This window comes from Mucilaginibacter metallidurans, from assembly GCF_003286435.2.
GTDB classification, from domain to species: domain Bacteria; phylum Bacteroidota; class Bacteroidia; order Sphingobacteriales; family Sphingobacteriaceae; genus Mucilaginibacter; species Mucilaginibacter gossypii.
Window position 1 is genome coordinate 4,842,335 of the sequence record NZ_CP043449.1, and the last position, 16,537, is coordinate 4,858,871.

Here is a 16,537-nt window from a genome sequence, read left to right on the forward strand (position 1 = left end):
AATCTATCAAAAATAGAAAATTTAACGGGCATACTTTTGTCTGCGTAAATAATGTTGAAAAATAGCACATATTAACACTAAAACCAGCGGCGCTATGGTATTAACCAACTGCCAGTACATTTTTTCGCTGCGGATACGTGCCCTATCCAGCAGGCGGATCTTGATCTCCTTGGTACGCAAGGCTATCAATCCCGAATCGTCGGTCATGTAGTCGGCTATGTTAAGCAGCAGGTTTTTATTGCCGTAGGTTTGGTGGGTATAATGATCGTAACCTAAAGGATATGGCGAGCCATCGGTACCTATCTGGTTCTTTAAAATATCGCCGTCGCTTATCACTATCATTTTGGTGGGCACGCTTTGCTGCTGTATAGCAACCTGCTCTTTAAGCCCTTCGGGAAGCGGGCGGTTTTGCCAGTCGCTTGTAAAACTGCCCTCCAATAATACGCCGGTTATTTTAGGTGTGCTTTGAAAATCTTTGGGATTTGGCTCCTGCTCCAAAGCCTGCAATGATAATATGTGCGGGGCGGTTAGCTTTTTATTATAAGGCGATGAGGTTAGCAGCACCGTTTTATTTACGTTTTTGGTATCGAGGATATCGATAGTACTTACAAACTCGCTGCTGATACCATCCAAATTTTTCACTACCGGGTGTTTGCTTAGCGGGATAAATACCGGGTAATACAGCCATGGCAGCATCTGGATCTGCGCCTGCCCGCCAACATTGCCGGTACTGATAGGAATTTGTGAGCAGTTCATATCAGCAATCAGGTCATAATTGATACGGATCCCATAACGGAAAAGCTGATCATCCAGGTTAAGCTGTTTGGGGAATGCCAGCTGCTCGCCGCCATGCCCTCGAAGGCTATCAAGCTCGGCGCTAACCTGGTCAATAGTCCACAATACCCGGCCTCCGTGCATGATATACTGATCAAGCTTGAATTTCTCTACCTCGTTGAATTTCTGATCGGGCTTGGCTATCACCAGCAATTTGATCTTTTGCAGGTCTGCGAAGGAAATGGCATTCAAATCAACCCGGCCTACCTGAAAACCATCTGCCAGGGTTTTCATAGCATCATTCAGTTGCAGGTCTGTTAGTTCATGGTGCCCTTCTGTAAAACCTATTTGCGGCCTGCCTCCGTTAACCGCCTTCTTTATAGCCGACGAAAACGCATATTCAAGGTTTTGGATAGAGTTGTTAAGCACCTCATCGGGCGAGAGGCCTATCCTGCTAAGTAATAATTTCACCGGTATATCTTTCCCATTTGCCGATACCAATGCCGAAGGGAAAATAAGTTTTTGCGTTACACCATTATCGGTTTTAACACTCAGGTTGGTTGGCTCAACACCTTCGGCAGCCATATTCTGGATCACCTCGTTTTGCTGATCGTTACTTAAACCCTTCAATGGATCACGAAACTCAAACTGAATTTTTCCTTTACTATAGGCCTGCAGGTCGCTCAGCATATCGCGGGTGGCACTCTGTAAACGTTTAAAGCCGCCCGGCAAGTTATCGCCCTGTAAATAAACTACCACTTTTACCCGTTCTGATAGCCTGCGCATGATCTTTGTACTTACAGGCGATATGGTAAAACGCTTTTCGGCAGTAAAGTCAAAGCGGGTAAAAGAAAAATAAGCCTGACTTCCAAGCGAAAAAAACACACAAAGCAATCCAACCATACCATTCGATAAGCGTTTTTGCCTTTGCCTGCCTAAAACAAATAAAGTAAGCCAGATAAAAATCCCCCCCGCTACTAAGAAGTAAATCAAATCGCGGGTATCCAACACCCCACGGCTTACCGAATCATAATGCTGGGTTATGCCTAAATTTTGCAAACCAAGGTCCTGCAGCGATAACAGCTGACTGATAGAATCAAACCCGCTGTAAAAAAAGAAACACAGGAAAACAGATATAGTAAAAGCAATGATCTGGTTTTTGGTGATGGACGAGGTAAACAAACCTATCCCCACAAATACAGCACCTAATAAAAACAAACCAATGTATGAGCCTATCACAGCGCCGGTATCAATATTACCCTGCGGCATCCCTAACGCACTTACCGAATAGTAATAAACCAGCGTAGGCAACAAAGCAAAAAGTACTATTAATAAACAAGCAAAGTACTTGCCCAATACTATCTCCCAATCTTTTAAAGGGCGGGTAAACAGCAGTTCAAAGGTTCCCTCCTTACGTTCTTCGGCAAGGGAACGCATAGTAATAGCCGGGATCAGGAACATGAACAGGTAAGGCGCAGTGCTGAACAAGCTTTCGAGCCCGGCATACCCGTACTCCAGTATACTTGAATCAGGGAATACCCACAAAAACAGGCCAAGCACCAGTAAAAACACACCGATGGTAACATAAGCTACCAGCGAACTGAGGTAGGATACTATTTCTTTTTTAAGGATGCTCAGCACGTTATATTATATTGTATTAAGCGCCGAAATTACAACAATAATGCGCCAAAGCAAAGTGTGCTCGGATATCGGGGATAGATATCGGATTTCGGATTTTCGATATCGGATTTAATTATTTTAAAATCCCTTTGCGGGTTTAAGCGTCCACGCTTACCTTAAACCGGAAAGCGTGGACGCTCCTTTTAAAGAGTAGTTCAAGCGAAGGACGCTTGAACTTGCCGGGGGACTCTTGAGCTTGTGGGGCAACACTACTGCAACTGCCACTAAATATCTGCTACTAAAGCCTCTGCCCGTCCGTTTCCAGAACCGGCCATCTGTGGCCAGAAGCCCGACAACTACAAAATCCTAAAACCTATACTTATATGCAACATTTAAACCCAGCTGACTGACAGGGCGATCGTGATCAACATTTTTATAACCTCTTTCAAACTGCAACCCAAAGTCAAGTCCGTGATGAGGGCCGATAGGCACAACAGCCCCTGCCCCTCCTGCATATATAAACGAGGTACGTGCGCTGTTATTGATGCTGAAAGCGCTGCCGGCTTCGGCATTTACATAAAAGTATTTTGCCCAGTAATATTTAAATCCGGCAGTTAATGGCAAATAAGCGTAAATGCTATGAAAGCTGTCGTCGTAAAAAGCGTTTGAGCTGTTGCTTGAATAACCTTGATTAACATTAAAATATAAATAACGCGGGGCTGACTCGGTAAACACCAAACCCGTACTTACTGTAAAATGAAAGGCAGAAGTTATCGGCTTTTCCAGCTTTAAATTTATGCCTAAACCTGTTTGAGGATAAAAGTCAGACCCCACATAACTGTCTCGTATCGGTATAATAGCTTCGGTGCCTACGCAACGATGTTTGTTTGCCCTGCTGTGCTTTGGCGGCAAATGAAAGTACAATAAATAATATAATTAACGTGAGTTCGGTTTAAGCAGCTAAAAGCAATTGATTGTCTTGTTCCTCGAAAACAATATTTAAGGAAGGTTTTTTAGGGAAGAAGTGGTAAGCGCAAAGGGACCCCATTATGTTCATTAAGAAGTTGTTGACGGAGCGGTGTCGGGTATGCTGAAGTTTGCAGATATTCTTTAATTCATCATAGACACATTCGATGATCGCTCTTTTTCTGAGCATGATCTTATCGGCTTGTGAAATATTGAAGTCCTTCATGTTTTTGCGCGGCTTAGTAATCATCTGGATACCATTTCCCCAAAGCAGATCGGCCAGCGCTTTAGATATATAGCCCTTGTCACCAAACAGTTTCCCGAATATTTCTTCTGTCATTGAAGTCATCAATTTGACATTGCGGTCATCTACATTGCCTTTGGTAAGATAAAAAGACAGTATTTCCCCTTTATCATTAATGATGAGGTGTAGTTTAAACCCGTAGAACCAACCTATGGAACATTGCCCCTTTCTGCTGTCGCTGCAAAGACTTTATGGTTATGAATGCGCCGGTTATGACATACTTTGATATGCGTGGAATCTATAAAATTGATGCCCCTGGAACGTCCAAGGCAGTGCGTTTTCAGGAATAACATCATCGGAACAGCTACCCGTTGCTGCAATTCAACAAAACGATTATATGACACCAGCCCGGGAAAGAAATCTTTATAGTGCGAGCAGATATGCGTTATATAGAAATGCTTGAGGTTGGTGAAGTGCCCACTGTGAAAAGCGATTACGATAGTAATGATCTCGCTGTCCGCAAGTGATGCTTTTCTATCTCTGACCTTGTAATTCCCTGCATCAAGCTTGTGTTTAGCGATTTGTTCTTCACATTCTTTGCAGAAGTCATCCACTTTAACGAAAATTTCAATAATTTTATCAGAAGTAAGCATAGATTGTTATCATTTAGATTCGACACTTAAATATAATAAAATATGCTTACTTATTGATATTCAATTTATTATATATCTAAATCTTTTCCATAATCTTCTTTTCGTTATCCCGAACTCACGTTAATTAATGTGATGCAGATAGGTTTATTAGTCATGTGATAAAAAGTTTAGCAGTGCTATATAACGATAATACGCCCTTTAGCAATATATCGCTGCATAAAATATATTATCTCCCAAACCGATACGCAAACCTGATAGCTGTTTGCTGCAAGGTATGGGCCGACCAGCTTTCATACCTCAAGCCCAATTCAAAACTGCGGTTATCGGTACCGGTAGGGATCATAATTGCCGGGCCAACAGAAAGGGCGAACAGTTTGCGCTCGTCATAATTAAGTTCGATGGCGCTGCCTGCTTCGGCCTCCAAAAACACGCCCGAACCTACATTATACCGTACACCTGCTTTTAGCGGTACAAAAATATCGCCGCCCGAATGGCCATTATTGAATGGAGAATCTTTACGAAAAAAACTGCTGAACCCCGCTGTGAGCGTTAGGCTTACCGGGCTTACAACAGGCTGCTCTAACTTTAGAGATGCACCAACACCTACATTGTACAAACTGCGCGAGGGAATACCAAACTCCACCCCGGCACTAAAAGCAGTTGAGGGTTTCGGTGTGTCCTGGGCGAAGGTTTTAAAAGCAGGGAGGATAAGGAACAGCAATAATAGTTTTTTCATATCGGGCCGAAAATACAATATTGCCCGGCTAATAATTATGAAGAAAAACAATAAGCCTGGAAAACTTTTCCCGGGCTTATTCTAAAGGTTAACAGTAGTTTAATTAAAACCTAAAAGCTACGCGTAATGCAACCTGGCTTGTAGTGCCGTTTTTTGACCAGGCTTCGTAACGTACACCAGCTTCCAGTCCACCTGCAAAGCTATAGCCCACACCAGGTGAGTAAGCAAACGCGGTGCCGGCACCACTTTCTGTACCAAATACCGCACCCAACTGACCTTCGGCAAAAAAGGCATCGTCAAAATAATATTTAACACCTGCTTTAACCGGGATAAAACCAGCTCCTGATTTACCAAAAAAATCTTTGATCTCTTTTTTATACAAGAAACGTGTGTAACCTGCCGAACCTGTTAAAAATAACTGATCGGCAATTGGATGATCATACTTCAATGAGCCGCCGATAGCGAAGTTTGAAATCTTGTGGGCGTCACCAACAGGCAAACCTGCATCAACACCAATACTGAATTTTCCGCCGTCTGAATTTGCTGATTGGGCATGGGCCGCGATAGCGGTAAAGCCTAAAAAGGCTAAGGATAATAATAGTTTTTTCATAACAATAATGTAATAAAGTTTGGCATGGCGGGGTACCTCCGCCTTGCCGGTTCGCCTATATAGATGTTACAAACCAGCTCTTCGTTACAAAAAATGTTAAAAAAATATTAAATGGACAATAAAAAGGCTCAAAACTGATATTTATTAAAATATCCGGGCACATTAAGCGATGTGCTTTTCACCACAAGTTTTAAATTTAAGCAATGCCTTTAATTATGCACCACAATGTTTTTGCAGGTGCACTGCGAGCAAAACACTTTTCTGTCAACTATTTGTGAAATCAATTATTAGTTAGGCTGATAAACACCTCCTCTAATGATTTTCCTCCATTGTTTTTACGGAGTTGCTGCAAGGTATCGTTGGCAACGATAGTTCCTTTATTAATGATAATCACCTGGCTGCACACAGCCTCTACTTCCTGCATAATGTGGGTTGAAAGTACGATGGTTTTGCTTTTACCCAAATCGAGGATCAGCTGGCGGATGCCTCTTAACTGGTTAGGGTCGAGGCCTGATGTTGGCTCATCCAGTATCAGCACTTCGGGATCATGCAGCATAGCCTGCGCCAGGCCTACCCTTTGGCGGTAACCTTTTGAAAGCTGCCCTATTTTTTTATGCTGCTCAGGACCGAGGCCTGTTTGCTCAATAATATCGGCAATACGTTTGACAGGCTCATGAATTTTATGGATGCCGGCAACAAAACCCAACGACTCCTTCACATACATATCCGTATACAGCGGGTTGCTTTCGGGCAGATAACCTATGCGGCGCTTAACCTCAAGCGGCTGTTTGGCTACATCAAACCCACATACCGATGCCGTACCCGATGTTTGCGGAATAAAGCCGGTAAGGATTTTCATAGTGGTTGATTTACCGGCGCCGTTAGGCCCTAAAAAGCCCAATACGCCTGGTTGGGCAGTAAAACTAATGCCATCAACAGCCTTCTGTACACCGTAAACCTTGGTTAATGCCTCAACACTGATACTCATGGCTGTAAAAATATGCTTTAGATATGAGATTTGAGACGGGAGATTGAGATTCATGCAAAGCGGAGAGTTAGTTCTCCGTCCCGGTATGACCCACCTCGCTCTATGGATAAAGACACCATTTCCTGTTCATGGTTGCTAACTATCGCAACACCGTTACTTCCCCATTCAGTTTTCCGCTGCTGCTCTTAGTATCAATTACATAGTAGTAGGCTCCGGCGGGTACCGTTTTGCCATTACTGGTACCATCCCAGGGCTGTTGATAACCTACCGAGCGGTACATTATAGCGCCATACCGGTTATAAATATTCACCGTGCAATTAGTGTACGACAATAACCCGGGGATAAACCAGGTATCATTATATCCATCGGCATTGGGTGTAAATGTATTAGGTACTATAATTTTTTCAGGAACTGTTACAGCAACCGTAATAACATTTGAATTTACGACAGGGTTAATTATGCATGTCCCTCCCGAAGCCATAGTACAACTAACCACATCACCATCTGCTAAAGTATTGCTGGTAAATGTGGCGCTGTTGCTGCCAACGGTTTGCCCATTAACATACCATTGATAAACAGGATTATCCTGCACGTTAGACGGTTGCGCTTTGAAAGTAACCGCAGTGCCTGCAGTTATGGTTCCACTAAACGATGACGTGATGGTTACCGAAAGTGTAACATTTGGATCCGCACTTAAAGAAGCCTGATTAGATACAGGAGAGGAAACGGGTTCACAACCATCGTTATTGGTAACTACGCAGGTTATAATATCCCCCGCGTGCAATGAGCTACTGGCATATGTATCTGAATGATTACCACTATTTTGACCATTTACCTGCCATTGATAACTTGGATGGATACCCTCGTTCATAGCATTAGCAGTATAAGTAACCTCCATGCCCTCACAACCGGCGTAGAAAGTAGGCGATATATTCACCGATGGCACAACCGGGGCAGTAACAGTTAATATTTGCGATTTAGGGGTAGCCGCGTTATACAAATCATTACCGCTTTGCGACGCAATGATGGTGGTTGAACCGGCCGCTATGATATGAATAGCTCCCGTTGCCGAAACCGTAGCAATGGCCGGGTTGCTACTTACATAAGTAAGCGGAATGGTTGAATTTGAACTTGTTGCCCCAACCAAAAAATCAGGATCACAGGTAGTTTTGGCAGCAATGGCAGGAAAAGTGATTACCTGGTCTTGAGTAATGGTGAACGTTCTTGGTACGGGTACAGCCGCCAAATACTCGTCATTTGCTGCTTGATAAGCTGTAATAACGGTTTGCCCAGGAGCTATTGCATGAATTTGCCCATCGGCACTTACAACAGCTACATTGGCATTGCTGCTTGTATAGGTAATTGGTGTTTCGGTATTGGTATTAGTGCTGGTAGCGCCGGGGTGCAGGATATTGTCAATACTCATATTAACTACTTCAGGAACCGGAAAGGTAATAACTGATGGTAACAGCGTAATATCCTGAACCACCTCTATACTTAAAGTTGTGCTGCTACTGCCGGTGGCATTCCAGGCTGTTACGGTGTAAACCGTTGGTGGAGATAAAACACTTGGCGTACCCGAAATAATGCCTGTTTTGGGGTCAAATACCAAACCTGCCGGTAAAGGTTTATCAATAGTATAACCCGTTAGCGTTATCTTTCTTACAAAAGCGCTTTCACCAACAAACAAATTCCCCTTTCCGTCCATTGCTAATCCAATCGGTCCGTTAAATATAGCGGCTACCCCATTGGCATCTTTTTTACCGCCACCGGCTATAATGGTTACTGTGCCGTTAGGGCTTATTTTTTTAATAGTGTTGCCGTATTGCTCGGCAACATAAACATTCCCAGTACCATCTACCCTAAGCTCGCGCGGAAAATTGAAGCCTGTTGCAAATGTGGAAACTACACCTGCAGGGCTTATTTTTCTAATAATACTATTTCCAGAATCCGAGACATATAAATTACCTGCAGCATCCAGCCCAACAGCAGTGGGTGTGTTAAACGAGGCAGAAGCCGCCGGGCCGTTATTAGCACCAACTGTACCATTGCCTGCATAAGTTGTAACCACACCAGCTGCTGTTATTTTTCTGATCACATTATTACCCTGATCAGCCACATACAGGTTTCCCGCATTGTCTATAGCTAAACCTCTCGGGTTATTGACCCCCGCTTCCGAGTCAGTTCCCGCAAATGTTGATACCAACCCTCCTGGTGTTATTTTCCGTATCACGTTATTTTGCTGATCACTTACATATAAATTACCCGCAGCATCTAAAACCAAGGCATCGGGTGCGTTAAAGGCTGCCGAGACGCCCTGTCCATCGGCCAAACCAGGAAATGAGTGCCCGGCAAACTTTGAAAGATTTCCTGATGGAGTTAATTTGAAAATTGTATTATCACCCCAATCTGCTACAAATACATTCCCTGCCGCATCAACAGCAACACCGGTTACTTTAATAAAAATTGAAATCGTGGGCGAACCTGCTATAGTATTTACCTGTCCGTAAATAGTAGCCGGTACTGCGCCTCCCGTATTGGTTGGCGCTAAAGTTGGTATAGGGTCGTTAATTTTATATTTATGGGGCGTTGTGTATTTAATAACAGGCGCCTGGGCAAATAAACCCGGAGTATAAGAAAATAAACACAAAAGTATGAGCGCTGTAATCCTTAAAACAGAAAGCCACCCGAACATTATTATTTTGATTGTATAAGTGATAAAGTAAAAGCTGCCGAAAATTAAGATTTTTAATTGACACTGTAAATCACTTTCAGGTTAAATATTTTGATGGGTTATTTACTTCAATTACCTCAAAACATGATTATTAAAGATGAATAAATTCTGAAATGTCCGTCCGTCTGAAGAAGCTGGCTATTTACAAACCATTCCGGATGGTAGTTTAGTGAATAAAAATCAGGAGATTGTTATGTACCCCAAAGGTTAAAAAGTTCATATAAATGTAATTCTGCAAATCTTTTGAAGCTACAGGGCAACATGTAGTTTGTAAAAAACGTATTACATTCCGTAGCTGATAAAATCTGTCTGCTTTCGTCCGCCGAAGTGTGATTCCCCGTGACGGAAGGACGACGTTACAGCTTTACAATGCTGCTTAATAAAAGGTGTTTTGCAGAGGCGCACCACATGTGTCTGTAATATGCAGGGATAACATGCAAGACAAAGCATAGAAGACCGCACGTGATGCGTCTCCGCATAAACTACCTTTCAAATACCACGGAGTCACTATTGGCTCCGAGTTGCCCTAATATGTCACTGAGCTCAGTAACCATCGCGTCAGGGCCGCATATATAAAAATGCTTTGAGAAATCTTTTATTTCAGCTTTCAGAAATTTGGCATCTATGCGCCGCTGATCATACATACTGTCCTTTTGACCAGTAATAGTAAAATGCGCATTTGCACCAAGGATGCTTTTCAGTTCATCCCTCAAAATGATATCCTCATCAGTTTTATTGGAAAAGAAAAGCTTATTATCGGCAATTGAACCATCTCTATTTAATTGCCTTAGTATAGCCAAAAAAGGGGTAATACCTGCACCACCTGCAATAAAGTAACCGGGCCCTTTATATTCAATAGCCCCCCAAACGTCGCGAATAATAAGCTCATCACCTTCATTAACCTTGCTTAGCCTGTTGGTAACACCATCATGGTCGGTATAAGTTTTTATGGTAAACTCAAGGTAATTATCATCGTTAAGGCAAGTAAAAGTAAAGGGACGTGTTTCATCACGCCAGCCCTCCATATTGATTGATAATTCAGTAGCCTGACCCGGAATAAAGCTGTAACCGGCAGGCTTTTCAAGCCTGAATTGCCTCACATTGTGGGTAACATATTTTGCGGAAAGTATTTTTACGATTTGTTCCATTTGTGATCGGTATCGTAGGCTTAATACAATAATAATGCAAAACAGCCAATAGTTTATAACTATTGACAATAATTGCAGATGGTTTACAAATTATGAGAAATGGCTGACCGAATATGCGGAATATATGAAGGTAAGGCTTCTCAAAAGTTAACACCCCTTAACGCATCGTTTGATAACAAACAATGAATGCAATCCGGTTTACTGGACTGGTTTGTATAGTTATGAAGGCTTTCTCAACACAAGTTCAGGAAAGAAAGTACGGCCAAATAAGATTTTATTAGCAGCAGCTTTTAAGAAAACGACGTTTTTAGGTAACACTTATCTCAAAGTAAATCCGAAATCGAAATTCCCAAATCCGAAATCAAAAATTATCTTTGCAGCTATTATGAGCAAATCAACCGACGAACTTTTTAAAAATGTTATATCGCACGCCAAGGAATATGGCTTTGTTTTCCCTTCCAGCGAGATTTACGATGGCTTAAGCGCAGTTTATGATTATGGCCAAAATGGTGCCGAACTCAAAAACAACATCAAAACCTACTGGTGGAAAGCCATGGTACAAATGAATGATAACATTGTAGGCATTGATTCGGCCATATTTATGCACCCTAAGATCTGGAAAGCAAGCGGTCACGTTGATGGCTTCAGCGATCCAATGATCGATAACAAAGACTCCAAAAAACGCTACCGCGCCGACCAATTGCTGGAAGACAAGATAGCTAAATACGACAGCGAAGGCAAAACCGATAAAGCTGAACAACTACAGCATGACATGGATGAGGCCCTGAAAGCCGAAGACCTGACCCGCCTGCGCGATCTGATCATTGAGCATGAAATTGCCTGCCCGGTAAGCGGTACCCGCAACTGGACAGAGGTACGCCAGTTTAACCTGATGTTCAGCACCCAGATGGGGGCAGTTGCTGACGATGCTGATACCATTTACCTTCGTCCGGAAACCGCGCAGGGGATCTTTGTAAACTACCTTAACGTACAAAAATCGGGCAGGATGAAAATCCCTTTCGGTATTGCGCAAATTGGTAAGGCTTTCCGTAACGAAGTGATTGCCCGCCAGTTCATTATCCGCATGCGCGAGTTTGAACAAATGGAGATGCAGTTTTTTGTTCGCCCCGGCACACAAAAAGAATGGTTCGACCAGTGGAAGGCAGCCCGCTTAAAATGGCACCTTGCTTTGGGTACAGATGCTGCCAAATACCGTTACCATGAGCACACCAAGCTGGCTCACTACGCCGATGCTGCTTATGATATTGAGTTTGAGTTTCCGTTTGGTTTTAAAGAGGTTGAAGGGATCCACAGCCGTACCAATTTCGATTTAAGTCAGCACGAGAAATTCTCCGGTAAAAAGCTTCAATACTTTGACCCTGAAGTTGATCCTGAAACAGGAAAGCCGTATGGTAATTACGTGCCTTATGTAATTGAAACTTCTATCGGCTTAGACAGGATGTTCCTGCTTACCATGATCAACGCTTACGAAGAGGAAGATTTGAGCACCGAAGATAAACAGGACAGCCGTACCGTATTACGCCTGCACCCTTGCCTGGCACCGGTTAAAGCCGCAATTTTCCCGCTTACCAAAAAAGATGGCCTGCCCGAAAAAGCACGCGAGATCATGGATAAACTAAAACTCGACTTCAATATCCAGTACGAAGAGAAAGATGCTATCGGTAAACGTTACCGCAGGCAGGATGCTATCGGCACGCCTTTCTGTATCACGGTAGATCATCAAACCTTAGAAGATAACACCGTAACTATCCGCCACCGCGACAGCATGGCCCAGGAACGCGTTCCCGCCGATCAGTTGGACAAGATCATCGGCGATCTGGTAAGCTGGAGAAATGTGCTAAGTTAGTAGATTTAACAAGTCATATATAATATACCCAAAGCCTGCATTTACCGTGCAGGCTTTTTGTTTAAAAGTCCGGGGAATGCGCGATTCCCCACAAGCTATCGCCCGTACCCAAGGTGGACGGGCACTACCCAATCCGATTAGCATCCCCCGGTTAATTATCAGCGAAGCAAACAATTGCTTATCTTGTTCCTTTCAGTGTAAAATCCTGCATCTATGCCTGCTGTTAAAGAATACCCCTTTTACCTTAAAAGTACCGTTATACTTTTTGGATTGATATTATTGGTTTATGTGTTTGCCCAACTGGCAGATGTGATGATCCCGCTTGCCTTTTCGGCTTTTATTGCAATTTTGCTTAACCCTGTTAGCAACTGGCTGCAGGAACATAAAGTGCCCAAAATTTTGTCTATATGCCTGGCTATGCTGCTTGGCGCTATTTTACTGACAGGGTTGTTCTATTTTCTTTCTACCCAGATCATCCAGTTTGGAGATTCGCTGCCCACGCTTAAAAAGAAGTTTGGTGAAATGTTCATCACCTTTAAAGACTGGGTAGCCGCCACTTTTAACTACTCAGTTCAAAAGCAGGATAAGCTTATCAAAGACGCTATGGATAACAGCCAGGCGCTGGTAGGCCGCACACTCGGTAATGTGTTAAGCACGTTTGGGTTGATATTTGTGGTACCCGTATATGTTTTCCTGGTATTGTTTTACAAAACCCTGCTCCTCAATTTTATTTACGAAGTATTTTCTGAAGAAAACTCCAAACAGGTTGCCGATGTTTTGAAAGAAACCAAATCGGCCATCCAAAGCTATATCCAGGGTTTATTGATTGAGATGGTAATAGTTGCTGCCATGAATTCGCTGGCCCTGATATTACTCGGTGTTAAGTATGGCATCCTGATAGGTGTAATAGGCGCTATCCTTAACCTGCTGCCCTACCTGGGCGGCATTATAGCCATCTCTCTTCCTGTACTGATGGCTACGGTTACCAAAGATGGTTACACAACGCAGTTAGGGGTGATCATAGCTTATCTTGTTATCCAGTTTATTGATAATAATATTCTGGTACCGCGCATTGTATCATCAAAAGTGCAGATCAACGCGCTTATCTCCATTGTGGTTGTGTTGTTAGGCAATTTACTTTGGGGCTTATCGGGCATGTTCCTTTCCATTCCATTTGTAGCAGTCCTCAAAATCATCTTCGACAGGATTGACACCCTCAAACCGTGGGGCAAACTCCTGGGCGATACCGTACCCACCAGGCCTAAAGGGGCCGGCTGGACTAAAACCAGGAAAAAAGCGGTGCTGCCGGAGGATGAGGTGAAAGGTAAAAGCTGAAAGGCGAAAGGCCAAAAACAAAAAAGGCGAAAGGTTAAAGATGAGCACAGATGCAGCTACCTTTAACCTTTCGCCTTTAACCTTTTACCTAAATTAGTGCATCACCGGATTATCTCCATTATGCAGTGTACCGTTAATGTACAGCAATTGGTTTACTTTTTTAGGATCGCCCTGGTATACCCATACAATATTGTTGATGTACTTACGGAAGGCGTTGCTCACATCATCGGGAGTGAGTTTCTTTACATCATCAACCAGGGTTAATGAACGTTTCCAGTTATCATGTAATACTTCATTTGCTGCTATTGATGATGCCTGGGCGCTGTTGGTTTCGTTTTTATAGTAGAAACCGGTAAGATAAGTAACCTTCATATCGGCTACATCTTCGGGTTTAAAGCCTTCGCGTTTAATTTTATCAACCAGCTTATCAAACACAGCTATGTATTTATCAGGCTCGGTTGTTGAAACAGAGAACTTGGCAGTTGAGGTTTGACCCGCGCTAAACCAGGCCTGTGGGGCATATGACAAACCGTTATTGGTACGTACCTCTAAAAAGTGCATGTTCGAGAAGATGCGCATGGCTACATTAAAAGCGTTAAAATCGGGTGTACCGGCGGCAGGACCACTGGCGATACCTTCCACATAATTGGTAGCCAAATCACGTTTTTCAACATTGATGCTGTTTTTATCGGCTCTGAAAGTTGATTTTTTAAACGCGAAAGCCGGACCTTGTTTAATACCGCTCAGCATACCCTTTACTTTAGCTTCAATAGCAGCCTGGTCAAGATCGGCAACCACCACAATTACCATGCGAGATTTGGTCAGTATGGACTGATAATAAGCTTTTGTTTCGGCAGGGGTTAGGGCTGTAACAATAGCTACGGTTCCACTTGGGTCTTTAGCGTAGTTGGTACCGGCAAAAGCTACCTTATCGGCATATTTATCAATGGCATTATCGGGCTGTGAATCTTCTTGTTTAATGTTATTGATGGCATCCTGCTTAATGCGGGCAAATTCCTTTTCATCAAATTTGGGCTGGGTTATAGCCTCAACATACAACGGCCAAACAATATCAAAGTCGCCTTTAATACAATTCATCCGTACTACCGAATAGTTTTTGTTGCTGCTGCCGTAAACGGTAGCGCTTACTTTATCCAGTTCATCTTTAAAGCTATTTTTATCATGCTTTAAAGTACCGCACTCGGTAAGGGCGCTCATCGCCAGTGATTCGATACCTGCCTTTGTAGCCGGATAGTTTTGCACACCGCCTTTTATGATGGTTTGCACTTCCACAATATCGTTGCCGCTTGGCTGTACAATAACCTTTACGCCATCTACCGTGGTTTCATAGGCCTGTTTTTGCGCCTTAGCTGTATTCCCTATAGCCGCTGCTACCAGCAGGGCAATTATATATTTTTTCATCATGATGAGGTAGTTTTAAATTACTTGGCTGCAAAAAATGAAGCTGCATTTACTGTTTTATTTAACTCGGGCGCTATGATCATACCGGCAGCATATGGCTTGCCAATTACGTAAGTATCCAGGTACTTTTTAATATCGGCACGGGTAACTTTCTGATAGTTGGCATCCAGGTCGGTATAAAAATTAAACGAGGTGCTGCACCATTGGTAGCTGATCTGACTTGGTAGCGACGAGGGCTTTTCCTTGGCATGAATATCGTTCCGGTGCAGGATAGCTTTAGCAGTGGCCATTTGTTCGTCGGTAAAATAGTCGTCCTTGTTCCACATGCTTACCTGGTTCATTAACTCGGTATAGCATTCTTTAAGCTTGTTAGGGTTAGGTACCACGAAAATATCAATAGGGCCTACATAACGGCTGGTAGTATAATTTACGTAAACACCGCTGGCCAAACCTTTATCAACCAATGCCTGCTGCAATTTTGACGAATTTAAGCCTACAATGGTCGAAAACACATCGGCAGCAACAGTTGAAGCTGAATCCGTTGGATATGAAGGCCCCTGCCAGGTAAACTCCATATAAGGTGTTTGTGCAATGGTTGCTTCCTTAACAAAATACTCAGGTTTGGTTAAAGGCTTAAATGCGGGGATAGGAAATTTGGTTTGCGGATCGAAACCGCTGTTGGCCCAGTCGCCAAAAATGCTTTCGGCCAGGGCAAAGGCATTATCATGCTTAACATCGCCGCAAATAGTCAGCAAGCTATTATTAGGGAAATAATATTTATCCTTAATGATCATCATTTTTTCGGGCGTAGCCGTGTTGATCACTTCATGCACTCCGATAGGGTTTTTGCGGGTAATGAGATCACCCCAAAGCTTTTGCTGCATGCCATACCAAAGCTGGAAACCCGGATCACTTTCGGCACGCTGAAATTCACCGTCAACCACCGGGCGCTCTTTTTTCATATCCTCCTCGCGGTAAATTGGGAAACGGATAGCCGCGTTCATGAACTTTAAACCCGCTTTAAGGCTGTCCCTGTCAAAAGTGAAGTAGTAATTTACGCGCTCGGTATTGGTGGTGCCATTCCAGATAGCGCCGAGCTCCTGCGTACGTTTCAAAAACTTCTCCTGGGTTGGATAATCTTTATTGGCTTTGAAAAACATGTGCTCAAACAGGTGCGACAAACCGCTGAACTCCGGTCCTTCGGTATAAGCGCCGTTTTTAACAGCTATTTCAATGGTGGTTAAAGGTACTTTACTGTTTTCAATCACCAGCACATCCAGGCCGTTTGGCAATGTTTTAAGGAAGTAGCCTTCCGGCAACCTCACCTGGGCATTAGCGATGCCGGCGCTAAAAACCGCGGCCACGCCTAATGCAAAAATTTTGATAAAATTTCGGTTCATATATTTACAATATTTTTAACACTATAAATATATCGGTATA

The 16,537-nt window shown here is 43.2% G+C and carries 11 protein-coding genes and 1 pseudogene; 2 read left to right on the forward strand and 10 right to left on the reverse strand.

What is annotated here, in order from left to right; all coding sequences use genetic code 11:
• Window positions 1-21: 21 nt before the first annotated feature.
• The 8 genes and pseudogenes from gldG to DIU38_RS20460 all read right to left on the reverse strand — a co-directional run bounded on the left by gldG (window position 22) and on the right by DIU38_RS20460 (window position 10,473).
• Entirely contained in the window at window positions 22-2,415 is a 2,394-nt protein-coding gene (gene gldG / locus DIU38_RS20425; protein ID WP_112653333.1) for a gliding motility-associated ABC transporter substrate-binding protein GldG, read from the reverse strand.
• Between the two features lie 345 nt (window positions 2,416-2,760).
• Complete coding sequence (locus DIU38_RS20430) at window positions 2,761-3,318, reverse strand: hypothetical protein (RefSeq protein WP_146750325.1); 558 nt, start codon at window positions 3,316-3,318, stop codon at window positions 2,761-2,763.
• 28 nt (window positions 3,319-3,346) lie between these two features.
• Window positions 3,347-4,257, reverse strand: a pseudogene (locus DIU38_RS34930) (IS982 family transposase).
• Between the two features lie 226 nt (window positions 4,258-4,483).
• Window positions 4,484-4,993 (reverse strand): hypothetical protein, encoded by a 510-nt coding sequence (locus DIU38_RS20440; RefSeq protein ID WP_112654105.1) that lies wholly within the window; start codon window positions 4,991-4,993, stop codon window positions 4,484-4,486.
• Window positions 4,994-5,096: 103 nt separating this feature from the next.
• Window positions 5,097-5,603: an outer membrane beta-barrel protein gene (locus tag DIU38_RS20445; RefSeq protein WP_112654104.1), complete on the reverse strand. Its 507-nt coding sequence runs from the start codon at window positions 5,601-5,603 to the stop codon at window positions 5,097-5,099.
• A gap of 280 nt (window positions 5,604-5,883) precedes the next feature.
• Window positions 5,884-6,591, reverse strand: a complete 708-nt coding sequence (locus DIU38_RS20450) for an ATP-binding cassette domain-containing protein (RefSeq protein ID WP_112654103.1) — start codon at window positions 6,589-6,591, stop codon at window positions 5,884-5,886.
• 139 nt (window positions 6,592-6,730) lie between these two features.
• A complete protein-coding gene (locus tag DIU38_RS20455) occupies window positions 6,731-9,241 on the reverse strand; it encodes a T9SS type B sorting domain-containing protein (RefSeq protein ID WP_167516236.1) in 2,511 nt (836 codons plus the stop codon).
• A gap of 566 nt (window positions 9,242-9,807) precedes the next feature.
• Window positions 9,808-10,473 carry an FAD-binding oxidoreductase gene (locus DIU38_RS20460; protein WP_112654101.1) on the reverse strand — a complete coding sequence of 222 codons (666 nt, stop codon included), beginning with the start codon at window positions 10,471-10,473 and terminating at the stop codon, window positions 9,808-9,810.
• 385 nt (window positions 10,474-10,858) lie between these two features.
• Between DIU38_RS20460 and DIU38_RS20465 the strand changes: the two genes are divergently transcribed.
• Together DIU38_RS20465 and DIU38_RS20470 are read left to right on the forward strand one after the other, a co-directional pair.
• Entirely contained in the window at window positions 10,859-12,340 is a 1,482-nt protein-coding gene (locus DIU38_RS20465; RefSeq protein ID WP_112654100.1) for a glycine--tRNA ligase, read from the forward strand.
• A gap of 213 nt (window positions 12,341-12,553) precedes the next feature.
• On the forward strand, window positions 12,554-13,675 hold the full coding sequence (locus tag DIU38_RS20470; RefSeq protein WP_112654099.1) for an AI-2E family transporter: 1,122 nt from the start codon (window positions 12,554-12,556) through the stop codon (window positions 13,673-13,675).
• 93 nt (window positions 13,676-13,768) lie between these two features.
• Here the strand turns inward: DIU38_RS20470 and DIU38_RS20475 are convergent, their stop codons facing one another.
• Together DIU38_RS20475 and DIU38_RS20480 are read right to left on the reverse strand one after the other, a co-directional pair.
• Complete coding sequence (locus DIU38_RS20475) at window positions 13,769-15,100, reverse strand: M16 family metallopeptidase (protein WP_112654098.1); 1,332 nt, start codon at window positions 15,098-15,100, stop codon at window positions 13,769-13,771.
• 17 nt (window positions 15,101-15,117) lie between these two features.
• Window positions 15,118-16,497, reverse strand: coding sequence for a M16 family metallopeptidase (locus tag DIU38_RS20480; RefSeq protein WP_112654097.1), 1,380 nt, complete (start codon window positions 16,495-16,497; stop codon window positions 15,118-15,120).
• Between the last annotated feature and the right edge of the window lie 40 nt (window positions 16,498-16,537).